We start from the raw sequence: 22,304 nt of genomic DNA on the forward strand, positions 1-22,304 counted from the left end.
GGCGGACGGCTGATCGTCGGCGGGGGGCTACGGAAGCGCGTTGAGGTAGTGCTCCCCGATGTCGCGCAGCCGGTGCGCCGCGGAGTCGTGCGCGGTCAGGGCGCGGGCGTTGCGCCAGAAGCGGTCGAGGCCGGGGTCGGTCGCCAGGGTCGGGGTGCCGGCGGTGAGTTCGAGGACGCGGGTGGTGATGTGCAGGGCGGAATCGGCGGTGACCGCTTCGGCCGCGCCGACGAGGAACGCGATGTCGGCGCGCTCGTCCGCACCGAGCGCGGGGCCCTGCGCAAGTCCGAGCGCCAGGGCCTGCGCCGCGCGGTCCACCACCGCGCCCGCACTGTGGACGGACGTCGCCAACTCCCCGTAGGCGAGGAGCAGATAGGGGTCGGCGGGCGGTGTCCCGTAGTGCGCGCCGCCGTCGGCATCTGCCGACGGGCGGGTGCGTGGCAGGGCGCGGCTGATGTCCCGCGCCTCGGCCAGGGCACCCTCCGCGTTGCCCAGGCCGACGTGGACGAGCAGCAGTCGACGGGTCAGCGGCGCGAGCGCGGTGAACGGTGAGATCTCGTGCTCGTCCACCGGAACGCCGCCGAGTACCTGGTGCGCCGCCACGGGTACGTCGTCGTAACTGACGCCGCCCGCCCCGCTCAGACGCTGGCCGAGCAGATCGTGCGCGGGCTCGGCGGACACCCCGGGGTGGGCCGGGTCCACATGGACGACCACCCAGGCGCCGCTGTCCGTGCGCCGCGCCGTATGGAGGAGCCGGTCAGCGACGGCGACGCCCGCGGTCAGGGGTCGCCGGCCGTTGAGGACGTACCCGTCGGCGGCCGGGGTGAGCGCGAGGCCGGTGCCTGTCTGCGCGTCCGGCAGGTCGATGTCACCGCCCCAGAGCCACTGTTCCTGTACGGCGCGCAGTTCGAGCGCGGCGGCGTCTTCGGGGGTTCCGAAGAGCCGCGGACTCCACGACAGGGCGTGGTGGTGCGCGAGGAGTTCGGCGATGGAACTGTCCGCCGCCGCGATGTCCCTGACCGCCGTACACGCCGTGCGCCAGTCGACGCCGCGGCCGTACGTGCCGTCAGCGCCGGGCGGGCCATCCGTGCCTGGCGGTGTCAGGAGCGCGGACAGTCCCGCCTCGCGCAGCCGGGAGACCTCGTCGAACGGAGGCTTGCCCGCACGGTCGCGCAGGTCCGCGTCGACGGCGAGGTCGTCGGCGAGTTCGCGGACGACGCGCGGCGAGGCGGAGGGGATCAGCGTTGTCACGGAGACGCCTCACAGATTCCTAGTTTCCCTACCTGATTGATAGGAATAGTGGATCCGAACTCCTGTTGCGGCAAGGGGGTGTTCAAGGTGTGGACCGAGGAGTCTCGGTCTGTGGGATCCCGCCCTGAAATTCGGTTACGGAACCGCGGCCCGAATGCCTAGCATCCGACCATGCCAAAACCATCCGGGTTCGCCTACGAGCAGCGTCCCGACGCCAGCGTGACGATCACCCACCACGGCCGCCCGGCAGGCACACTGCGTGGTGCGCGCGCCGTGAAGTTCCTCGCCGAGGTCGAGTCGGGCGATGCCCAACTGGTGATGGCCCGTTGGACGGGTGCCTACAAGCACGGCAACGAACGCATGGCGCGCAATCACCCGCGCAACCGGAAGTAGCCGGTACCAGCCGGTACCAGCCGGTACCAGCCGGAACCAGAGGAGGCGTGGCTCGGACCGTGGGACTGATCGAACGGCTGTGGGCGGCTGGGGAGATGCCGTTCCGTGACGGGCTCTACCGGCCGGACGACACCGGCCGGGAGGTGCACGTGGAGGGTCCGGGGGCCTACCACCCGGACGCCGGGCAGCCGATCCCCTTCCTTCTGGGCGGGCCCGTCGACGTGGCCCTGGCCATCGCGGAGGACGGCTGTACCGATGTGCACCCCTGCTTCGAGAGCCCGCTGCCGGACGGATCGGGGTCGATGTCCGGCGGGGGAAGCGGAATGGGCAACATCGGCTATCTCGCCCGTCTCGACGCCGATGGCACCCTGCGGTGGGTGGCCGTCATGTTCCTCTCCAACCCGTTCGTCGGTGTGCGCCACGAAGGAGCGACCGCGGTCTTCACCAACGACTGGCGCAACAAGCTGACCCTCGACCTGACCGCGCCCGCCTTTGCCTGACCAATTTCTCTGGCTGAGGGTCTGACTAAGGGTTCGTCCAAGCCGCCGGGTCCTCGGCGAGCGCCGTCACCTGGGCCGGGAGTTCGGCCGCCGCGACGTCGGCCAGCGAGACGCCCTCGAGGATCTGGCGGACATTGGCGCGCAGCGCGATCCACAGCGGAAGCAGCGACTCCGCGGGTCCGCTGTAGGCCAGCTCCGGCGGGCGGACACCGCGCACCGACACCAAGGGCCCCTCCACGACACGGATCACATCCGCGATGCTGATGGAATCGGCGGGCCGGGCCAGGCGGTAGCCGCCGTTGCCGCCGCGCTGGCTGAGAACGAGCCCTCCGCGGCGCATGTCGTTGAGGATGCCCTCGAGGAACTTGTGCGGGATCTCCTGAGCCTCCGCGATGGCCTCGGCCTTCAAGGGCCCGTCGTCCTGGCACGCGGCGAGTTGCAGCGCGGCACGTACCGCGTAGTCCGCCCTGGCTGAGATCCGCATGGCCGCATTATGGTGCACCGCCCCGAACGGAACGTATCGCCCCTGGTCACACGGTCGTGAACGGCAGGCGCCCGACGTCCGCGATCAGCGTTGTCAGTGGTCGCCAGTAAGTTCATTGATGTCCCGCCGATCCGGCGTGGACGTCCCTTTGGCGTGGAGGAGTTGGTGTGGTGTCAGTTTGGGAGAGGTCGAGCACGGCGCGGGTGACCGCACCCGCACGGCCGCGTAAGCTCGCCAAGGTCCCGTTCGTCGAACTGGCCGACGGACGCCTGCAGGGAGTGGTGTCCAGCGGTTCGGACATCGGCCGGGTCTACGTCTCGTCGATCGCGGCAGGAACGTACGCGTTCGCGTGCAGCACCAACAACAACCGGCCCTGCGGCGGCGCGCGCGGCTCGTTCTGCAACCACATCCGGGCGCTCGTCGGCGAGGCGGTGCTGCAGTACGGCGCCGAGCGCGTCGCCCGCTACCTGAAGATCGAGGCCGCCGACGGCGAGCCGAGCGCGCACTCCCTCACCTTCGAGATGAGCGGCACCCGCCCGGCGCAGGGGGACACCACGGCCGCCGCGCCCGTCTTCAGCCGGTTCCTGCGCCACCTGGCGTACCTGGAACTCGCCCCGAGCACCGCGCCGTTGCCCGAGATGCAGTGGTTCCCGCCGACCAGGGCGGTGGCCGCCTGATGCGCGCCGATCTGCTCGCCGAGGCCGCCGAGGACATTGCCGGGCTCGACGAGGCCGTCACGGCCGTCGACGCCTTCGACCAGGCACTCGTCACCGGCCTGCTCCGTCCGCAGCCCGCCCAGGCCGCCGGTCTGACACAACTCGCCCACGCCGTCGCGGCATCGCCCTTGTCGGCGCGTGTCGCCGAGGCCGCCGAGAAGGCCGCCGCCGGCGCCGCGAGCGAGGACCACTTCGTCGCACTGGCCGCGGCCCGCACCGCACTGCTCGGCTCCGTCCACGACGCCCTGCTCACCCGCGTCGAGGAGGCGACAGGACGCCCCCGCGGCGAGCGGACCGCGTCGGCGCCCGGCGGGCAGGAAGCGGCGAACGTCCTTGCCGCGGCCCGCTCCTGGCTCTGCGACCTGGCGCGCGCCGGGTGGCAGGGCATCGACCACGAGCTGGTCTCCGGCGCGGCGCAGATCGTCTCCGCGATGCTCCCGGACCCGGCCCTGCGCCGCCCGGCCACCCTCCTGGACGGCTTCGCCGCCGAACTCGCCGCGTCCTGTCCGGGCGTGACCCTGGAACGCGTTCCGGTACGCCGCTGGGCCGACCTCTGGTCACGCGCGATGCTCCTCACCCTGCCCGGAGCGGCCGATGCCCCGGCCACCGGCACGGCCACCGGCCGCCTGCTGCCCCTCGGCGTCGATGTGCAGGAACACGCGACCGCCGTACAGGCCCAGGTCCACGCGGTGTTCGAGCCCGCCGACGGCAGCGCTCCCCGCCTGGTGCGGGCCAGTGCCTCGGCGCCCAAGCCCGACACGGTCGTCGGAGCCGGCCTCTGGCAGCTGCTCCGCCCGCACATGTCGCTCCTCGCGGCGCTCGGCGAGGGCCGCTCGATGGAACTCACCGACATGCCGGTCACCGCCGATGGCGACCTCATCTGGGGCGACGACCACGCCCGCGCGGGCGAGCCCGCGGACGCCTTCGCGACCGCCCGCGTGGCCCTGCCCACCGCCACGGACGCGCCGACCGCACCCCTGGACCGGCATCCGGCGCGCATCGCCGTCCCGGTGTTCCTCGAGGGGTACGCGGCGCAGGAGGACGACGAGGCGGTGACGTTCACGGTGGCCGGACACCCCTTGCCCGTCGACACCGACCGCATCCCGGCCGCGGGACCGCTCACCCCCAAGGCCGTCGCCGCGTCCGGAGCGTGCATCGGACTGCTCCACTGGGACGCCGGGGCGTACCGCCTCCAGCCGCTGGCCGTGGAGACGACCGTACGGAAGAAGACCGTGGCCATCCACGCCGGGGGATGGGCCGGAGGCACGACCGACAAGGCCGGTGTCAAGGCGGAGAAGGCCGCCACCGACGCGGTGGCCGTGCTGCGGGAGCGCGCGGGAAGGCTGCTGCGGAAATGACGGACCAGACGACCGGGCACACGGCCCAGGACACCGTGCGGAGGGCGGAGGACGCCCAGCGGTCCGCGACCCCGCAGAGCCCTGAGGCGGACCCCGACGACAACCGTCGGCAGGTCCTGTACTGGCGGCTCCTCGCGCGGCTCTTCGACCCCGAGGAGCAGCCCACGCTGGAGTCGGCGAGTCTCGCCGTCGTCGAGGACATCGGACTGCCCTCGGCGCTCCTGGACCCGGGGGCCTCCGTCGACTCGATCGTGCAGCGCCACCCGGAACTGGCCGCCGAGTTCGACGGGTTGATGGCGCCCGAGCCCGACTCCGCCGACGGTGCCCGCGATCGGGCCGCCGAAGTGCGGCGCGCCGCTCTCGTGTCGAAGACGCTGCTCAATGTGTTCGCCACCGGATCCGGCACGGTCACCGCCGGGCAGCTGGCGCGCTGGCAGTCCGACGCGGGCTGGCTGGAGCGTGCGCTCGGCTGCAAGCCCGGCGATCTGCGCGGCGGCCGGGCCGGTGCGGGAGGCACAGGGGCAGGAGGCGCAGGCACGGGAGCGGTCACAGGCGGCGGGGGACAGGGCGTCAGCCCGACCGGCACCGGCGGCCGGGGCACGACCCCCGACCTCAGCCGGCTCATCCCGGCGATCGGCCCGGAGCTGGGCTCCATCGAGGCCGACCTGGTCAAGCGCATGCACCTGCGTGAGGTCCTCGCCGACCCCAAGCTCGCCTCGCAGCTGACCCCGAGCATGTCGCTCATCGAGCAGCTGCTGCGCGACAAGGACAACCTCTCGGGCGTGGCCCTGGCCAACGCCAAGGCGCTGATCCGCCGCTTCGTCGACGAGGTCGCCGAAGTCCTTCGCACCCAGGTGGAGAAGGCCACGACAGGCACCCTCGACCGCTCGGTGCCGCCCAAGCGGGTGTTCCGCAACCTCGACCTCGACCGCACCATCTGGAAGAACCTCACCAACTGGGACCCCGAGGAGGAGCGGCTCTACGTCGACCGCCTCTACTACCGGCAGACCGCCCGCAAGACGACGCCCCAGCGGCTGATCGTCGTCGTGGACCAGTCGGGCTCGATGGTCGACTCGATGGTGAACTGCACGATCCTGGCGTCGATCTTCGCCGGGCTGCCCAAGGTGGACGTCCATCTCATCGCGTACGACACCCAGGCGCTCGACCTCACGCCCTGGGTGCACGACCCCTTCGAGACGCTCCTTCGCACCCAGCTCGGCGGCGGCACCGACGGCACGGTCGCCATGGCGCTGGCCCAGCCGAAGATCGCCGAGCCCCGCAACACCGTCGTCGTATGGATCTCCGACTTCTACGAGTGGCGCAGCGAGCCGCTGTTCGAGTCGATGGCGGCCATCCACCGCTCGGGGGCCAAGTTCATCCCGGTCGGTTCGGTGACCAGCTCAGGGCGCGGCAGCGTCAACCCGTGGTTCCGCGAGCGCTTCAAGGACCTCGGTGCGCCGGTGCTCTCCGGCCACATAAAGAAGCTCGTCCACGAGCTCAAGTCGTTCCTCGCCTGACGCTCCGGGCTTCGACCGCTCTCTCCCCTTGACCTGAACACTTTTCGAGGAAGGCCCTGCCATGTCCGATCTGTTGCGCGCCCCCGCCGAGCTCAAGTACGCCGAGGAGCTGGACTGGCTCGAGTCCGTCGACGACAACCCCAAGCCCTTCTCCTGGCGGCTTTCCCCCAAGATGGTCCGCCTGTTCGTCCTGGGCTCCGAGCGCTCCGACGGCCTGGACCGGAAGATCTCGCAGAAGTGGTTCGGCGACCGCAGCTTCGTCGAGCGTTCCATCGTCACGCTGGCCTCCGACCGCGGACTGCTGCTCATCGGCGATCCCGGCACCGGCAAGAGCTGGCTGGCCGAGCTGCTCTCCGCGGCGATCTGCCGCAACTCCACGCAGGTGGTGCAGGGCACGGCCGGCACCACCGAGGACCACATCAAGTACTCCTGGAACGTGTCCATGGTCATCGCCAAGGGCCAGTCGCGGGAGTCGATGATCCCTTCGCCGATGATGACGGCGATGGAGACCGGCACGATCGGGCGTTTCGAGGAACTGACGCGCTCCACCAGCGATGTCCAGGACGCGCTGATCTCGATCCTGTCCGAGAAGTACATCTCCGTACCGGAACTGGGCAGCGACGCGGACAGCGACAACATCGTCTTCGCGAAGCCCGGCTTCTCCGTCATCGCCACCGCCAACAGCCGCGACCGCGGCGTCAACGACCTGTCGTCGGCCCTCAAGCGCCGCTTCAACTTCGTCCGCATCCCGGTCGTGACGAACAAGAAGAGCGAGACGGAGATCGTCCGCTTCCGCACCGAGGAACTGCTGCGCCGCCACCAGATCGACCTTGACGTGCCGCCGACACTGCTCGACGTACTGCTGCAGAGCTTCGCCGACCTGCGCGCGTCAGCGGCCGCGGCCGCCAGCGACGACGAGAAGCTGGAGTCCGCCCTGTCCACCGCCGAACAGATCGGTGTGCTCGAGGACGCCATACTGCACAGCAACTTCTTCGGCGAGCGCGCCCTGACCGCGCACACGCTGGCCTCCTCGCTGGTGGGATCACTGGCCCGGCGCGAGCCCGAGGACCTGGCCATCCTCAACAAGTATCTGCACGGCGTCGTCGAGCCGCGCAGCAAGGAAGTCGGCGGATCCTGGCCGGAGTTTCTGGAGGGCGGCCGCGACGCGATCGCCACCCTGTCGTGAGCAGCAACCAAGTGAGCAACCAAGTGGGCAACCAAGTGAGCACTGAAGTGAGCACTCAAGCGAGCACCCACGAGGGCACCTTCGAGGCCCTGCGCGGACAGCTGCAGGAGGCCGCCGCGACGTTCGCCGACGGGCCCGACGCGCTGCAGGGCATCCTCCTCGGCCTCGTCGACGACGTCGACCGCGCCCTCGGAGAGCCGCTGGAGATCTTCCCCGTCTGCCACCACTCGCCCGCGTCGGCGCTCGCGATGGCCCGCCGCCTGCGCGAGAAGCAGCCGAAGGTCGTGTACGTGGAGCTGTGCGAGGACATGGCGCCGCTCCTGACCGAACTGCGCAACTGCAGACTCCCGGTGGCGGTCCAGGCGTTCGCCACCGACATCGACGGCTTCCCCGCCGACTGGGCGCCGCTGTCGGTGGTCGCACCGATCACCGAGGCCTCGGCCGAGTACCAGGCGATCGCCTACGCACTGGACACACCGGGCGTCGAACTGGTCCTCGTCGACCGCTCATCGGACCACGTCTTCCAGTGGGACACGCGCGGCAAGCACGCCGAGGACCCGGCCGATCCGGACGTGCCGCCCGCCGAGGAGGAGGCAGCGCTGCACGGCGACGCGGTCGGGGTGGAGATCGGCGACCTGCGCCCGCGGTTCGCCGAACTGGAGGAGCACCTGCTGCGCCACGGCCGGGTGCGGCACTGGTCGGAGTGGTGGCACCAGTACGTCGAACTGCCGCTGGGCGACAGCGACCACGACACCTACCGCCAGGTGATGCTCCTGATCGGAAGCCTCTTCCGGCGCCTTGCGCCGGGCGACCCGCACCGGGTGCGGGTCGACGAGGACCGCGAGCGCTACATGTGGACCAGGATGCGCGAGCACCTGGCCGCGACCGGCACCGATCCCGCCGACTGCCTCTATGTGTGCGGCGCCTTCCACGCGGCAAGCCGCGTCGAGGAGTTCGGCGCGCACGGCACCGACAGCTTCGAGATCAGCCCGCGCAGCGCCACCAAGTGGCAGCACGGCCTGATCCCGTCGAGCCACGCGGCGATCGAGGCGCAGTTCGGCCTCGCCGCCGGCTCGGTGTCCATCGCCGCGACGGTCTGGGCGAAGAACCTCAAGCGCACCAGGACGGAGCCGTACCGCCTCGCGGGACAGGCGGGCACGAAGAAGTCCAAGGCCAAGAAGGCGACGGCCGCGCCACCGCCCGTGCCGGCGGCCGAGCCCTCGGACAAGCTGACCGGCTTCCTGCGGCAGCCGCCCGCCCTCGACCGGCTCGACGAGGCCGAACTGCTCGGCTGGTCGGTGGAGATCGTGCGCGCCGCGCGCCGCAACGGCTATCTCGCCTCCACCGCCGACGCCATCGCGGTGTTCGAGACGTCGATCCTGCTCGCCGGGATGCGCGACCGGGCCAGGCCCACGCCGTACGACTTCCAGGACGCGGCCGTCACGTGCATAGAGAAGGACTCGGTGCCCGGCCGGCGCGACATACGCCGCCTCGTGGAAATCATGATGGGCGGCGACCGGATCGGGCAGGTCGGCTACGCATCGCTGCCACCGCTGGCCCGCGATGTGCACGACCGGCTCGCCCCGCTGAACCTGCCCCTGGAGAAGCGCGGAGTGCGGCGGGCGTTGCTCGACATCGCCGGGCAGCCGGAGCTCGGTGCGTGCTCCGACGTGCTGTGGATGCTGCGCCATCTGATGCCGCACGGAGCCGCACGGCCGATCATGGGCGAACGGAAACTGGGGGAGCGGTCGATCCAGGAGTCCTGGGACCTGGCTCTGGGCACCCACCAGCGCGCGCTCATCGAGCTCGGCTACGAGGGCGTCAGCATCGAACAGGTCCTTGAGCAACGGCTGCGCCGCACCGCGTACGGCCCGCAGGCCACCGCGGCCACGGTCCTGCAAGCCGTCGAGGACGCGACGCTGTACCTGCGCAGCCGCCGCCTCGCCGACGACCTTGGCACCCGAGCGCTCGAGGTGCTCTCGGCCGAACGCAGCGTGGACGGCGCGCCGGAAGTGCTGCGCCGGGTGCGGCGGCTGCTCGCCCACTACCGCACCAGTGAGCCGTCGCTTCCGCCGTGGATCGAGTCCTTCGTCAAGGCCGGGTACGCGCACTACTGCACCCTGCTGCCGACGGCGTTCACCGACGAGGACGCCACCGTGCGCCAGGTGGCGGCGATGCTGGGCTTCCTGTTCAGCATGGAGAGCCTGGCCCTCTCGCTCGGCTGCGACCGGACCCAGCTGGAGCTCGCGGTCGCCCAGTCGCACCCGCAGGATCCGTCGAAGACGGCGCTGCTGTGGGCCGCGCAGACGCAGCTGGGGAACCTGTCCCGTGCGGACCTTCGGGCCAGGTGCGACGAACTCCTGGGCAACCCCTTGGTGGTGCCCGCCTATCCGCGCTACCTGAGCGGTTTCGTGCACGCCCTGGAGCCCGTCCCGGGTCTCACCGACTTCGTCGTGGAGGCGGTGTCCAACGCGTTCGGACGGCTGCCGGACCCGGTGCTCCTGCCGTGGCTGCCGACGCTCATCACCACCCTGCGCGGCAGCGGCACGGACCTGGCGCCGCTCCTCATCCGCGAGGCCGGACGGATCTTCCCGGGCAAGCTCGCGGCCCTTGACGCGTGGGTACCGCCGTGGCTGGCGCAGCCGGAGCCGGTGGCGACGCGTCCTGCGGGGCGCGCCGACGGTGTCTCCGGGTCCACGCTGCTCGCCGCCCACCCCGCGACGTGCGACGCGGTGGCGAGCCTGCTCGGCTGCGAGGGGACGTGGGAGACGGCGGATGCGGGCCCGTCGGGTGCCGCACTGGTCGGTCGTCATCCCGAGACGGCACTGGCGCTGGAGGCGCTGCTGTCCGGCGCCTGACCTCGACGGGGTGACCTCCGAACTCGTCCGTGGCTCGCGGCAGTACCGCGAAGCCGCGGGCGAGTTCGTGATGTCCGGCAGCACGAGCGTTCCGCGAACCCGCGCGTTGCAAGGTCGTGAAGCGAGCCACCGGCACCTTGACCGTGCTTCCGGCCGACGGTCATGCTCCTGGACATGACCGCGATGACCCCTCTTGTCCCGCGGCTCCACGTAGACCTGGGCCGCCTCGCCTCGGCCGCGTGTCGCCCGCGCCTGGCCTGACCGGCCTCTCTCGCGCGCGGCCTCTTCGCCCGCGTACGCCTAGTCGGCGTGTACGTGGCTGTTCGCAAGCCGCCCGGCTCGTCGCCAAGCCGCCCGGCTCACCAAGCCGCCCGGCTCACCAAGCCGCCCGGCTCGTCGCCAAGCCGCCCAGCTCACCAAGCCGCCCGGCTCGTCGCCAAGCCGCCCAGCTCACCAAGCCGCCCGGCTCGTCGCCAAGCCGCCCGGCTCACCAAGCCGCCCGGCTCGTCGCCAAGCCGCCCAGCTCGCCAAGCCGCCCGGCTCACCAAACCGCCCGGCGGCTCTCACCCTCATCATCCTCATCACCTCCGCAACGCGACCACCTCACCCTCAACTCGGCCGAGACCGGGGCGAGGTGATCCGTGCTGCCCATCGAAGGGATACCGGCCCCATGACCTCCGCACCCGCGGTGGAAACACCGCACGACGCCCAGACCCCCGCCGTCACCGTCCAGAAGGTCGGCGGCCGCATCGGCGCCGTCATCTCCGGCGTCCGCCTCGGCGGCGACCTGGACGAGGCGACCGTGGCCGCCGTCCGCGCCGCGCTCCTCGAGCACAAGGTCGTCTTCTTCCGCGACCAGCGGCACCTGGACGGGGAGAGCCATGAGGCCTTCGCCCGGCTGCTCGGCACCCCCGTCGCCCACCCCACCGTGCCGTCCGTCGACGGCCGTTACGCCCTCGGCATCGACAACGACCACGGCGGCCGCGCCAGCCAGTGGCACACCGACGTCACCTTCGTGCCCGCCTATCCGGCGTTCTCCATCCTCCGCGCCGAGGTCATCCCGCCGTACGGCGGCAACACGCTGTGGGCCAACACCGCGGCCGCCTACGCCGAGCTGCCCGAGCCGCTGCGGATCCTCGCCGACAGCCTGCGCGGCGTACACACCAACGACTACGACTACGCGGCCGTACGCCCCGGCGCCTCGACGGCGGCGCTCGAACAGCACCGGAAGGTGTTCACCGCGGTCACGTTCCAGACCGAGCACCCCGTGGTGCGCGTCCACCCCGAGACCGGGGAACGCACCCTGACAGCACTACGGCGTGGACGACTCCGACGACCACGAGCGCACCCTGCGCCGCGTCACCATCGACGGCGACGTGCCGGTCGGCGTCGACGGGCGGCGCTCGACACTGCTCACCCCGCGGTCCGTTCCCGAGCCCGTGCACGGGATCGCTTCCGGTGCCTCCACGGACGGCACGGTCGCGGAGGGTTCGGAGGGCCTTCAATAAACCTGCACATCGAATACCCGGTCCAGTCACCGTATTCGGCGAACACTTCACACAAAGCCGTGTGTATGAGCCACAGATCAGACGCTATTGGGGAGGGAGTGTCCGCTTTGTTGAAGGGAGTCCCGCGGCCCGCCCGATTTCCTCATGTGAAGCTTGTGAAGGAGCTGCTGCCACACGGTGAACATGCCTGCACGCAGGGGTGATTCGTCGTCGCATTCACAGCGGACGGCCGTCCGACCGATTGGATGTGCGACATGCGAACGTGCTTTGATCCTGCCCACGCGGAAATCGCAGTTTGGGTTCCGCATTCTTAGAAACATCTTTGCAACAACCATGAGAAGGGCAGCTCACATCATGAACTCCACCCCCCAGGTCCAGACCCTCGAGATCTCCGACGCCGACCTCGACAACGTCTCGGGTGGCCTCTCCGCCGCTGCCGTCGGCACCGTGACCGGCGCCGTCGACTCGATCGCCCCGGTCTCCTCCACGGTTGCCGGCGTCGTTGGCGTCGTCGAGGGCACCACCGGCCTGAACACCGCCCCCCTCGCGGGCCTGGCCACCAGCACGGTCGCCGGTCTCTGAGCATCTCGCTCACTGAGACACCATGATTCGTGAGCCCCGGAACACCCAGTTCCGGGGCTCACGGACGCCCCAGGCAAGGTAGAGGAATCGTTCCGTGCAGTTCCGCCAACAGGCCCTGTCCAAGCTGCAGTCGCCCGAGGAACTCGACCTGCCGGTGCGCTACGCCCGCCCCCAGGGCCTGCTCGTCCTCGCCATCACCCTCGTCGTGATGGCCGCGGCCGGTGTCTGGGCCGTGACCGGTTCGGTCTCCTCGACGCTGCGGGCACCCGGCATCCTCACGCACGGCCAGGGCAGTTACGTCCTCCAGAGCCCCGTCACCGGGCAGGTGACCAGTGTCCTTGTCGAAGACGGCGAACGGCTCGCCGCGGGCGCTCCGGTGCTCAAGGTCCGTACGGAACAAGGCGACAAGGTGGTCCGCGCCATCGCGGCGGGCCGCGTCACCGCGCTCGTCGCCCGGATCGGCACCGTCGTCACCACGGGCGCCGACGTCGCGACCGTGGAGCGCGTGGACGGCAGCGACGACCCGCTCCTCGCCATGGTCTACGTACCCGCAGAGAGCGCGGCCACCGTCCCCGTCGGCGCGAAGGTGGACCTCACCGTCCAGTCCGTGCCCACACAGGAGTACGGCGTGCTGCGCGGGCATGTGAAGGCGATCGGGCGGTCGGCGCAGAGCGCGCAGAAGATCACCGGATTCCTCGGCGACAAGGAACTGGCCGGCCAGTTCACCAAGGAAGGGCCGCCCGTCGCGGTCCTCGTGCGGCTCGACCGCTCTTCCGCCACCAAGTCCGGCTACGCCTGGTCGTCGGCGGGCGGCCCGCCCTTCGCACTCGACTCCATGACCCTGGCCACCGGCGCCTTCCACCTCGCCGAGCAGCGCCCGATCGATTGGCTGCTTCCGTGACCGCACCGCACCCCTCCCCGGCACACCAGCAGCAACTGCCGCCCCCCGGCGGCCGCCGCAGGCACCGTCCCGAGCCCCCGCAGCGCGGCCGCCGCCGCGCGGCGCAACGCCCCGCGTCCAAGGGCAAGCGGCAGAAGACGGTGCGCACGCCCACCGTCCTGCAGATGGAAGCCGTGGAATGCGGCGCCGCCGCGCTCGCCATGGTCCTGGCCCATTACGGAAAGCATGTCCCGCTGGAGGAGCTGCGCATCGCCTGCGGCGTCTCCCGCGACGGCTCGCGGGCCAGCAACCTCCTCAAGGCGGCGCGCAGTTACGGCCTCACCGCCAAGGGCATGCAGATGGAGCCCGCCGCGCTCGCCGAGGTCAAGGCGCCCGCGATCCTCTTCTGGGAGTTCAACCACTACGTCGTCCACGACGGCATGGGGCGCCGCCTCGGCCGCCGCGGCGTGCACATCAACGACCCCGACAAGGGCCGCCGTTTCGTGCCGTCGGAGGACTTCGACACCAGCTTCACCGGCGTCGTCCTCGTCCTCGAACCCGGCGACGACTTCCGCCCCGGCGGGCGCAGGCCCGGCATCATGCGGGCGCTCCCGGCCCGCCTTCGCGGCACCACAGGCACCATGCTCGCCGCGCTCCTGGCCAGTCTGCTCCTGGTGGCGGTCGGCGCGGCGCTGCCCGCGCTCAGCCGGACGTACATCGATCTGTTCCTGATCGGCGATCAGACATCCCTGCTCGGCGCGCTGTTCGCGTCCATGGGCGCGATGGTCGCGCTGACCGTGGTCCTCACCTGGCTGCAACAGGCGAACCTGCTGCGCGGCCGCATCATCTCCTCCACCCTCAGCAGCGCCCGCTTCCTGCGCCATCTGCTGCGCCTGCCCGTCACGTTCTACGCCCAGCGCAGCCCCGCCGACCTGGTGCAACGCCTCGCGTCCAACGACGCGGTCGCCGAGACCCTGGCCCGCGACCTCACGGCCGCAGGCGTCGACGGCATCGTCGTCCTCCTCTACGCGACCCTGCTGTGGACGTACGATCCCCAGCTCACCCTCGTCGGCGTGGGCATCGCCCTGCTGAACATCGTCGCGATGCGCGTCGTCATCCGGCTGCGGGCCACCGGCACCCAGAAGCTGCGCGCCGACAGCGCCAAGCTCACCAACACCTCGTACACCGGCCTGCAGTTGATCGAGACGATGAAGGCCACCGGCGGCGAGAACGGCTACTTCCGGCGATGGGCAGGACAGCACGCCACCACCCTGGAGGAGCAGCAGCGCCTCGGCGTGCCCAGCGCCTGGCTCGGAATCGTCGCACCTACCCTCGCGACCCTCAACAGCGCGCTGATCCTCTGGATCGGCGGCCTGCGCGCGGTCGAGGGGCATCTCTCCATCGGCCTGCTCGTCGCCTTCCAGGCACTGGTGACCCGCTTCACCGCGCCCATCACCCGCCTCAACGGCGTCGCCGGGCGCATCCAGGACTTCGCCGCCGACGTCGCCCGCCTCAAGGACGTGGAGAACTTCCCCGTCGACACGCTCTACTCCCGCCCCGAACCGGCCGCGAGCACCCGCCGCCTCAAGGGCCACGTCACCCTCGAGGACATCACCTTCGGCTACAGCCCCCTGGACAAGCCGCTCCTGACCGGCTTCTCCCTGACGGTCGGACCCGGCCAGCAAGTCGCGCTCGTGGGCGGCTCGGGCAGTGGCAAGTCGACCGTCTCCCGGCTCATATCGGGCCTCTACAGCCCGTGGGAAGGCACGATCCGCATCGACGGACAGCGCCTGGAGGACATCCCGCGCGGTGCGCTCGCCGCCTCCGTCTCCTTCGTCGACCAGGACGTCTTCCTCTTCGAGGGCACCATCCGCGACAACGTCGCCCTGTGGGACCCCTCCATCCCCGACGACGCCGTCGTCGCCGCGCTCAAGGACGCCTGCCTGTACGAGATCGTCGCCCGCAGGCCCGGCGGCATCCACGGCCGCGTCGAGCAGGACGGCCGCAACTTCTCCGGCGGCCAGCGCCAGCGCCTGGAGATCGCCCGCGCGCTGGTGCGCCGCCCCAGCATCCTCGTGCTCGACGAGGTGACCAGCGCCCTGGACGCGGAGACCGAGCAGGTCATCATCGACAATCTGCGCCGCCGCGGCTGCGCCTGCGTCGTCATCGCCCACCGCCTGAGCACCGTGCGCGACAGCGACGAGATCGTCGTCCTCGACCACGGTTCGGTCGTCGAGCGCGGCCGCCACGAGCACCTGGTCGCCGCGGGCGGTCCCTACGCCGACCTGGTCAAGGAGCACTGAGGTGACCTCGGTACCGGAGCAGTACACGCACCATGCGTACGGGGACGACGCGGTCGCCGCCGCCTTCGGCGCGCTCGGCACACCCGTCGACTGCACGGACCTGCGCAGCGTGCACCTGGAGGGCCCGCAGGTGCTGTGGCTCGTCGTGGCAGGGGCCCTCGACCTGTTCGCCGTCGACGCCGCACAGCAGGGCCACTGGCATTTCCTGGGCCGCCTCGAACCGGGCACCCTGCTCCTCGGCCCCGTCGAAGGCCCCCAGCACACGCTGGTCGGACGGCCCCTCCAGGGCTGCGAGCTGCGCCGCATCCCGCTGCGCGAGCTCTACCGCCCCGACTTCGGCGACACCTGGGCGTACGAGCAGCAGTACCCCAGTCAGTACGACACCCAGGACCAGGCCCTGAGCCTGCTCGAGCACGCCTTCGCGCTCGGCATCGGACGCGGTCACCGGGTGCTGTTCGAAGCGCCCCTCGACGGACGCATCATGGGCGACGACGTGGTGACCGACGACGACATCCTCTGGATGCCGGTCGCGCCGGGCAGCGTGCAGTACGGCGCCGCCTACAGCACGGAGGCCGCCGGCGATCTGCTCGTCGACCCCGCCGTCTGGCAGCGCATGGTCAACCAGCAGTACCGGCTGCTCTCCACGCTCGACCGCTGGATCGAACGCCTGGAGCGCGCCCACGAGGACCGCACGGCCGCCGGCATCAAGGCGGGCGAGACGGTCCGCGAGCAGGCCGACCGGACCCTGATCGCCTCCATCGGCCGCTCGGGCAGGGCCGGTTCGGGCCGCCCCGCCTCGCAGGGCGGCGACGACATGACGTACGCGGCCTGCCGTCTTGTCGCCGACGCGGCCGGCATCAAGCTCGCCGCCCCGGCGGAGAGCGGTGCGGTCAGCGACCGGATCGACCCGGTGGAGCAGGTCGCGGTGGCCTCGCGGATCCGCACCCGCGCCGTCCGGCTCGACGGGCGCTGGTGGCGCGAGAACGCGGGACCCCTGGTGGGGCACCGCGCCGCGAGCGGCACGCCGGTCGCGCTGCTGTGGCGGCGCGGAGGCTACGAGTCGGTGCACCCTTCCTCCGGGCGGCGCACGCGCGTCGACGAGGACAACGTGGAGGAGTTCGAGCCGCAGGCCGTCATGTTCTACCGGCCGCTGCCGGACCGGGCGTTGACCCCCTGGGGTCTTTTCCGCTTCAGCCTGCGCGGCAATGGCGGCGACGTACGCAATCTCACGATCGCCGGTCTGGTGACGGTCCTCATCGGGGCCCTCGTGCCGATCGCGACGGGACAGGTGCTCGGCGTGTACGTGCCGAACGCCGAGAAGAGCCTCATCGTCCAGGTCTCCCTGGCCGTCATGATCACCAGCATCGTCTCCGCGGCCTTCATGCTGCTGCAGAACCTCACCATCCTGCGGATGGAGGGCCGCATGGAGAGCGCGCTCCAACCGGCCGTCTGGGACCGTCTGTTGCGGCTGCCCACCCGCTTCTTCGCCTCCCGCTCCACCGGTGAACTGGCCAGCGCGGCGATGGGCGTCAGCACCATCCGCCGGGTGCTTTCGGGCATCGGCCCGGTGGCCCTGCAGGCGGGCACGGTCGGCGCGATGAACCTCGTCCTGCTGCTCGCCTACAGCGTGCCCCTCGCCCTGGCCGCGCTGGGCATGCTGGTCGTCATCGCCGGGGTGTTCCTCGCCCTCGGCCTGTGGGAACTGCGCTGGCAGCGCCGCCTGGTCGAGCTCGGCAACAAGCTCAACAACCAGGCCTTCCAGACCCTGCGCGGACTGCCCAAGCTCCGCGTCGCCGGCGCGGAGAGCTTCGCGTACGCGGCATGGGCGGGGGAGTTCGCGCGCAGCCGCGAGCTCCAGCAGCGCGCGGGCCGCATCAAGAACCTCACGACGGTCCTCAACGCGGTCTATCTGCCGCTCTGTACGCTGATCATGTTCGTGCTCCTCGCGGGCCCGGCGCGCGGCAGCCTCACCGCGGGGGAGTTCCTCACCTTCAGCACCGCCGTGACGATGCTCCTGACGTCGGTCACCCAGCTCACCGGGGCGCTGATCTCGGCGGCCGCGGTCCTGCCGATGTTCGAGCAGATCAAGCCGGTGCTCGACGAGGCGCCCGAGGTGCGCGGCGCGAGCACGCAGCCCGGCGAACTCCAGGGGGAGATCGAGGCCCGCGCCGTCTCCTTCCGCTACACCGACGACGGCCCGCTGGTCCTGGACGATGTGTCCCTGGCCATCCGCCCCGGCGAGTTCGTGGCGATCGTCGGCCCGAGCGGCTGCGGCAAGTCGACCCTCCTTCGCCTGCTCATCGGCTTCGACAAGCCGGTCGCGGGCAGCGTCCTGTACGACGGCCAGGACCTGTCCGCCCTCGACCAGGCCGCCGTACGCCGCCAGTGCGGGGTCGTGCTGCAGAACGCGCAGCCGCTCACCGGCTCCATCCTGGACTGCATCTGCGGCGCCGAGACGTTCACCCAGGAAGAGGCCTGGGAGGCCGCGGCGATGGCGGGCCTCGCCGAGGACATCAAGCGCATGCCGATGGGCCTGCACACGATGATCTCCGGCGGGGGAGCGGTCTCCGGCGGCCAGCGCCAGCGCCTGATGATCGCCCAGGCGCTGATCCGCCGCCCCCGCGTCCTCTTCTTCGACGAGGCGACCAGCGCCCTGGACAACGAGACCCAGCGCACGGTCATCGACAGCACCCGCGCCCTGAACGCCACCCGCGTCGTGATCGCCCACCGTCTGTCCACCGTCCTGGACGCCGACCGGGTGATCGTCATGTCGGAGGGGCGCGTCGTCCAACAGGGCCCGCCCGCACAGCTGTTGGCGGACACGGGTGGTCGGCTGCACGAGCTGGTGCGGCGCCAGATGAGCTGAGCCTGTCAGGGGGATGCCGAATCCGTCAGAGAATTCCGAGGAAGGCGATCAGAGGGATCCGGGGACGACGAACAGGCCCCAGGTCACCAGCGGCGCGACCACGGCGATGCCAAGCCCCCAGGCCGTGAGGCGCCGGAAGACGAAGTCGCGCTGTTCTTCCGGGGTGTTGGCGGTCACCAGCGCCCCGCTGGTGGAGAACGGCGAGGCGTCCACCACGGACGCGGAGATGGCAAGGGCGGTGATGAGCCCCACCGCGCCCACCTGGCCGTCGAGCAGGAAGGGCACCGCCAGGGGGATCAGCGCCCCGAGCATGCCGGTGGTCGACGCGAAGGCGGAGACCACCGCTCCGATGAGGCAGATCAACAGGGCGCCTACGAGGGGCGCCTGGATGGAGGCGACCTCCTTGCCGAGGTAGTCGATGGTGCCCATGCGCTCCATCTGGCTCACGTAGGTGACGATGCCGCAGACCAGCAGCACGGTGGACCACGCGCACCGTTCGACCGCGCCCTTGGCCGACTTGGGGGAGACGAGGGAGAGCACGACGGTGATGCTGAGCGCCATAAGGCCCACGTCGAGGTCGAAGAAGAGCGCTCCGCCGACCAGGCTGAGGAGACCGAGCAGGGTCAGGGTGCGGGGGCCGTCGAGGCGGACGGGTGGTGTGTCCGCGGTCGCGGTCGCGGTGTTCTTGGCGATGGCCAAGGCCGGCCCGGACGTGCCGCCCGCCTCGACCAGTTGACCGCCGGGCGGTCCGTCGTCCTGTTCGCCCCCCGGTGCGGGGCCCGCGCTCCCGGTACCGCCGGTGTGGGTCGGTGCACATTGCCCCAGCAACTGCCGTCCGCCGAAGACGAAGCAGACGACGACGCACAGGCCGACGTTGAACCTCCCGTCCATCTCGCCGACTAGACCCGCCGGTTCAAGGACGTCCTCGACCGGCACGGCATGAGCGCCGGCTTCTACGGCCACTGCTCGGTCGGCTGTCTGCACATCCGCCCCTACCTCGACCTCGCCGACCCGGCCGACGTGGGCCGGATGCGCGCCGTCGCGGAGGAGATCAAGGACCTGGTCGCCGAATACGGCGGTGTGAACTCCAGCGAGCACGGCGACGGCCTGGCGCGCAGCGAGTTCAACCGGGAGATCTTCGGCGACCAGTTGTACGAGGCGATGCGCCGGGTCAAGCGGCTCTTCGACCCGCACGGCGTACTCAACCCCGGAAAGATCGTGGACGCGCCGCCGATGACCCAGAGCCTGCGCGACGCGGCCCTGCCACCCGCCGAACCCCTGCGCACCCGGCTCTCCTTCGAGGTCGTCGGCGGGGGCGGCATGCGCGCGGCGGCCGACCGGTGCATGAACATCGGCCTGTGCCGCAAGAGCGGCAGCGGCGCCATGTGCCCTTCGTACATGGCCACCCGCAAGGAGGAGGACTCCACCCGCGGCCGGGCGGGCGCCCTGGTCAAGGCTCTCTCCGAGCCCGACCCTCGGGCCGCTCTCGGCGACGAGCGCCTCCACGGGATCCTCGACCTGTGCCTGATGTGCAAGGCGTGCAAGAGCCAATGCCCGCTCGGCGTCGACATGGCCACCCTCAAGAGCGAGACCCTCTCGCACTACCACGACGCGCACGGAGTATCGCTGCGCTCCCGCCTCTTCGGAGCGATCCGTACGCTCAACCGCCTGGGCTCGGCGACCGCGCCGCTGTCCAATCTGCCGGGGCGCATCGCACCGGTGCGCCGCCTCATGGACCGCGTGGCCGGCATCGCCCCGGCACGGCCGCTGCCGGTCTTCGTACGCCACAACCTGCTGCGCTGGTTCCGCCGCCGCACACCCGCCGCGCACCCCGTCACCCAGGGCACCGTCACCTATCTCGCCGACTCCTTCACCACCTTCACGGAGCCGGACATCGGCCGCGCGGCGATCGAACTCCTCGAACGGGCCGGTTGGCAGGTGCGGTTGGAGAGCAGCGGCTGCTGCGGCAGGTCAAGCCTCTCCAAGGGCCTGGTGGACGACGCCAAGAACAAAGCACGCCACCTGGCCCACACCCTCGCCGACACGACCGACCCCGGCTCGCCGGTCGTGGGATGCGAGCCGTCCTGCCTGATGGCCCTGCGCGACGACTCCTGGCCGGCGGGCCGCAAACTCCTCTACCACGGCCACTGCCACCAGAAGGCCGAGGTCGGCACCGCCGCGACCATGGCCCTGCTCAACCGCATCCCGGGCGTGACGGTGACCGAACTGGACGCCGGGTGCTGCGGAATGGCGGGATCCTTCGGCTTCGAATCCGAGCACTACGACGTGTCGATGACGGTCGGGGAGGACCGTCTCTTCCCCGCGATCGCGGAGGAATCCGCGGACACGGTGGTGGTGGCCACCGGCGTCTCCTGCCGCCAACAGATCTTCCACGGCACGGAGCGCAACGCCTGGCATCCGGTCCAGCTGCTGCGGGAGGCGGCTACAACAGTCAGCTAGTGCGGGTGTAGGTGAGGAACGCGGTCCCGCCGTCCAGGATGGTGTGGTCCGTGAGGTTCCAGACGTGCGGGTCGAAAGCGGCCGTGCGGCCGAACAGGGGAATGCCGGCGCCGGTCGTCAACGGGGCCAGCTTGACGATCAGTTGGTCGATCTCGCCGTACAGGGCTCCCGCCAGTTCGCCGCCGCCGATCAGCCAGATGTCCTTGCCCTCTTCCTGCTTCAGCTCCCGTACTTTCGCCACCGCGTCGCCGGTGACCAGCTCCACGGTCGGGTCGGGGCTCTCGGTCAGCGTGGTGGAGAACAGCAGGTGGCGCAGGTGCGGGTAGGCGTTGGTGGTGCCTGCGTCCAAGCCGATCTCGTACGTCTTGCGTCCCTCGACGACAGTGTCGAAGTGGGTGCCCGCTGCCGTGATGGACAGCGCTGCCCTGGCCGGGGCGGGCAGCGTCTCCGGATACTCCGCGGCCAGGTGCTGCACGTAGTCGGCGGGGATCGGCCAGAAGCCGGCGGGGCCCGTGGGGTCGGCGCCGTCGGGCCCGGCGATGAATCCGTCAAGGGTGACGGCTATGAAGTACACGAGCTTGCGCATGGGGCCTCCTGTGGAGCGGCGGGTCAGCCCGCCGGCCGGTCGGCCGACGGGCACGTCAAAGATCGACTGACCCGGCACGGTACCCGGCGTACGCCCCGTCGGCGGGATCACGGTCGGCTGGGCCTGACCTGCGCCGCGCTGGGCCTACGCTCGTCTCAGCACCAGGGAAAGGGCCGACGGCGTGGCAGACGATGCGGACGATGAGCGGGACCTCGCGCAGGCGCAGCGGGCCCACTGGCAGGACACCTACACCGCGCACCCCGGCATGTACGGCGAGCGGCCCTCCGCCCCCGCGGTGCACGCCGCCGAGGTGTTCCGGGCGGCCGGGGCACGCGATGTGCTGGAGCTGGGCGCCGGGCACGGCCGCGACGCCCTGTACTTCGCCCGCGAGGGCTTCGCCGTCCAGGCCACCGACTTCAGCCCCGCAGGCCTGGAGCAACTGCGGACCGCCGCCCGCGACCAGGGCGTCGACCAGCGGGTGACCACCGCCGTGCACGACGTGCGCGATCCGCTGCCGCTGCCCGACGCCTCCGGCGACGGCGTCTTCGCGCACATGCTGCTGTGCATGGCCCTGTCGACCAAGGAGATCCAGACGGCGGTCGGAGAGGTCCGCCGCTTGCTGCGGCCCGGCGGCACCTTCGTCTACACCGTGCGGCACACCGGCGACGCCCACCACGGCGCCGGGATCGCACACGGCGACGACATCTACGAACACGGCGGCTTCGCCGTGCACTTCTTCGACCGCGGCCTCGTCGACGAGCTCGCCGACGGCTGGACGCCGGCCGAGGTCCATGCCTTCGAGGAAGGCGAGCTGCCGCGGCGCTTGTGGCGCGTCACCCAGACCGTGCCGCGCTGA

At 71.1% G+C, this 22,304-nt stretch carries 18 protein-coding genes and 1 pseudogene; 15 read left to right on the forward strand and 4 right to left on the reverse strand.

Annotation, left to right across the window (positions count from 1 at the left end; genetic code table 11):
- Positions 1 to 27: 27 nt before the first annotated feature.
- Complete coding sequence (locus E2651_RS01335; RefSeq protein WP_135329075.1) at positions 28 to 1,251, reverse strand: acyl-CoA dehydrogenase; 1,224 nt, start codon at positions 1,249 to 1,251, stop codon at positions 28 to 30.
- Positions 1,252 to 1,422: 171 nt separating this feature from the next.
- Between E2651_RS01335 and E2651_RS01340 the strand changes: the two genes are divergently transcribed.
- Positions 1,423 to 1,644 (forward strand): hypothetical protein, encoded by a 222-nt coding sequence (locus tag E2651_RS01340; RefSeq protein ID WP_135329076.1) that lies wholly within the window; start codon positions 1,423 to 1,425, stop codon positions 1,642 to 1,644.
- A 59-nt stretch (positions 1,645 to 1,703) separates the two neighbouring features.
- Positions 1,704 to 2,144, forward strand: coding sequence for a hypothetical protein (locus E2651_RS01345; protein WP_135329077.1), 441 nt, complete (start codon positions 1,704 to 1,706; stop codon positions 2,142 to 2,144).
- Between the two features lie 25 nt (positions 2,145 to 2,169).
- Here E2651_RS01345 and E2651_RS01350 read toward each other — a convergent pair whose 3' ends face one another.
- On the reverse strand, positions 2,170 to 2,628 hold the full coding sequence (locus tag E2651_RS01350; protein WP_135329078.1) for an Rrf2 family transcriptional regulator: 459 nt from the start codon (positions 2,626 to 2,628) through the stop codon (positions 2,170 to 2,172).
- A 170-nt stretch (positions 2,629 to 2,798) separates the two neighbouring features.
- Here E2651_RS01350 and E2651_RS01355 point away from each other — a divergent pair, with 170 nt between their 5' ends.
- The 11 genes and pseudogenes from E2651_RS01355 (at position 2,799) to E2651_RS01400 (ending at position 18,402) form a co-directional block, all read left to right on the forward strand.
- Entirely contained in the window at positions 2,799 to 3,305 is a 507-nt protein-coding gene (locus E2651_RS01355; protein WP_135329079.1) for a hypothetical protein, read from the forward strand.
- The gene (locus E2651_RS01360; protein ID WP_135329080.1) at positions 3,305 to 4,702 is read left to right on the forward strand and encodes a hypothetical protein; all 1,398 of its coding nucleotides are present in this window, start codon (positions 3,305 to 3,307) and stop codon (positions 4,700 to 4,702) included. Before E2651_RS01355 ends, E2651_RS01360 begins: the two co-directional genes overlap by 1 nt.
- Complete coding sequence (locus E2651_RS01365) at positions 4,699 to 6,219, forward strand: VWA domain-containing protein (RefSeq protein WP_245238488.1); 1,521 nt, start codon at positions 4,699 to 4,701, stop codon at positions 6,217 to 6,219. Before E2651_RS01360 ends, E2651_RS01365 begins: the two co-directional genes overlap by 4 nt.
- Before the next feature lie 61 nt (positions 6,220 to 6,280).
- Entirely contained in the window at positions 6,281 to 7,405 is a 1,125-nt protein-coding gene (locus tag E2651_RS01370; protein ID WP_135329081.1) for an AAA family ATPase, read from the forward strand.
- 47 nt (positions 7,406 to 7,452) lie between these two features.
- A complete protein-coding gene (locus tag E2651_RS01375; RefSeq protein ID WP_135329082.1) occupies positions 7,453 to 10,263 on the forward strand; it encodes a DUF5682 family protein in 2,811 nt (936 codons plus the stop codon).
- 183 nt (positions 10,264 to 10,446) lie between these two features.
- Entirely contained in the window at positions 10,447 to 10,524 is a 78-nt protein-coding gene (locus E2651_RS46075; protein ID WP_348541599.1) for a putative leader peptide, read from the forward strand.
- Between the two features lie 409 nt (positions 10,525 to 10,933).
- Positions 10,934 to 11,771: pseudogene (locus tag E2651_RS01380) on the forward strand (TauD/TfdA family dioxygenase).
- A gap of 354 nt (positions 11,772 to 12,125) precedes the next feature.
- Positions 12,126 to 12,353 (forward strand): type A2 lantipeptide, encoded by a 228-nt coding sequence (locus E2651_RS01385; RefSeq protein ID WP_135329083.1) that lies wholly within the window; start codon positions 12,126 to 12,128, stop codon positions 12,351 to 12,353.
- A 94-nt stretch (positions 12,354 to 12,447) separates the two neighbouring features.
- The gene (locus E2651_RS01390) at positions 12,448 to 13,254 is read left to right on the forward strand and encodes an HlyD family efflux transporter periplasmic adaptor subunit (RefSeq protein WP_135329084.1); all 807 of its coding nucleotides are present in this window, start codon (positions 12,448 to 12,450) and stop codon (positions 13,252 to 13,254) included.
- Positions 13,251 to 15,536 carry an NHLP family bacteriocin export ABC transporter peptidase/permease/ATPase subunit gene (locus E2651_RS01395; protein ID WP_135329085.1) on the forward strand — a complete coding sequence of 762 codons (2,286 nt, stop codon included), beginning with the start codon at positions 13,251 to 13,253 and terminating at the stop codon, positions 15,534 to 15,536. Before E2651_RS01390 ends, E2651_RS01395 begins: the two co-directional genes overlap by 4 nt.
- A 1-nt stretch (position 15,537) precedes the next feature.
- The gene (locus tag E2651_RS01400) at positions 15,538 to 18,402 is read left to right on the forward strand and encodes an NHLP bacteriocin export ABC transporter permease/ATPase subunit (RefSeq protein WP_135329086.1); all 2,865 of its coding nucleotides are present in this window, start codon (positions 15,538 to 15,540) and stop codon (positions 18,400 to 18,402) included.
- Between the two features lie 48 nt (positions 18,403 to 18,450).
- On the opposite strand, the gene E2651_RS01405 is transcribed toward E2651_RS01400, so the two are convergent.
- Entirely contained in the window at positions 18,451 to 19,338 is an 888-nt protein-coding gene (locus E2651_RS01405; RefSeq protein ID WP_245238489.1) for an SLC13 family permease, read from the reverse strand.
- A 3-nt stretch (positions 19,339 to 19,341) separates the two neighbouring features.
- Here E2651_RS01405 and E2651_RS01410 point away from each other — a divergent pair, with 3 nt between their 5' ends.
- The gene (locus E2651_RS01410) at positions 19,342 to 20,862 is read left to right on the forward strand and encodes an FAD-linked oxidase C-terminal domain-containing protein (RefSeq protein ID WP_245238490.1); all 1,521 of its coding nucleotides are present in this window, start codon (positions 19,342 to 19,344) and stop codon (positions 20,860 to 20,862) included.
- Here the strand turns inward: E2651_RS01410 and E2651_RS01415 are convergent.
- Positions 20,855 to 21,448, reverse strand: a complete 594-nt coding sequence (locus tag E2651_RS01415) for a dihydrofolate reductase family protein (protein WP_135329088.1) — start codon at positions 21,446 to 21,448, stop codon at positions 20,855 to 20,857. The two genes, E2651_RS01410 and E2651_RS01415, sit on opposite strands and share 8 nt — an antisense overlap.
- A gap of 181 nt (positions 21,449 to 21,629) precedes the next feature.
- On the opposite strand from E2651_RS01415, the gene E2651_RS01420 reads away from it, so the two are divergent.
- Complete coding sequence (locus E2651_RS01420) at positions 21,630 to 22,304, forward strand: class I SAM-dependent methyltransferase (RefSeq protein ID WP_135329089.1); 675 nt, start codon at positions 21,630 to 21,632, stop codon at positions 22,302 to 22,304.

Source organism: Streptomyces sp. MZ04 (assembly GCF_004684775.1).
Taxonomy (GTDB): domain Bacteria; phylum Actinomycetota; class Actinomycetes; order Streptomycetales; family Streptomycetaceae; genus Streptomyces.

Coding starts and splice junctions, on each gene's coding strand:
- E2651_RS01370 (WP_135329081.1), top strand. CDS start 6,281: ATGTCCGATCTGTTGCGCGCCCCCGCCGAGCTCAAGTACGCCGAGGAG.
- E2651_RS01365 (WP_245238488.1), top strand. CDS start 4,699: ATGACGGACCAGACGACCGGGCACACGGCCCAGGACACCGTGCGGAGG.
- E2651_RS01415 (WP_135329088.1), bottom strand. CDS start 21,448: ATGCGCAAGCTCGTGTACTTCATAGCCGTCACCCTTGACGGATTCATC.
- E2651_RS01410 (WP_245238490.1), top strand. CDS start 19,342: ATGAGCGCCGGCTTCTACGGCCACTGCTCGGTCGGCTGTCTGCACATC.
- E2651_RS01340 (WP_135329076.1), top strand. CDS start 1,423: ATGCCAAAACCATCCGGGTTCGCCTACGAGCAGCGTCCCGACGCCAGC.
- E2651_RS01360 (WP_135329080.1), top strand. CDS start 3,305: ATGCGCGCCGATCTGCTCGCCGAGGCCGCCGAGGACATTGCCGGGCTC.
- E2651_RS01350 (WP_135329078.1), bottom strand. CDS start 2,628: ATGCGGATCTCAGCCAGGGCGGACTACGCGGTACGTGCCGCGCTGCAA.
- E2651_RS46075 (WP_348541599.1), top strand. CDS start 10,447: ATGACCCCTCTTGTCCCGCGGCTCCACGTAGACCTGGGCCGCCTCGCC.
- E2651_RS01385 (WP_135329083.1), top strand. CDS start 12,126: ATGAACTCCACCCCCCAGGTCCAGACCCTCGAGATCTCCGACGCCGAC.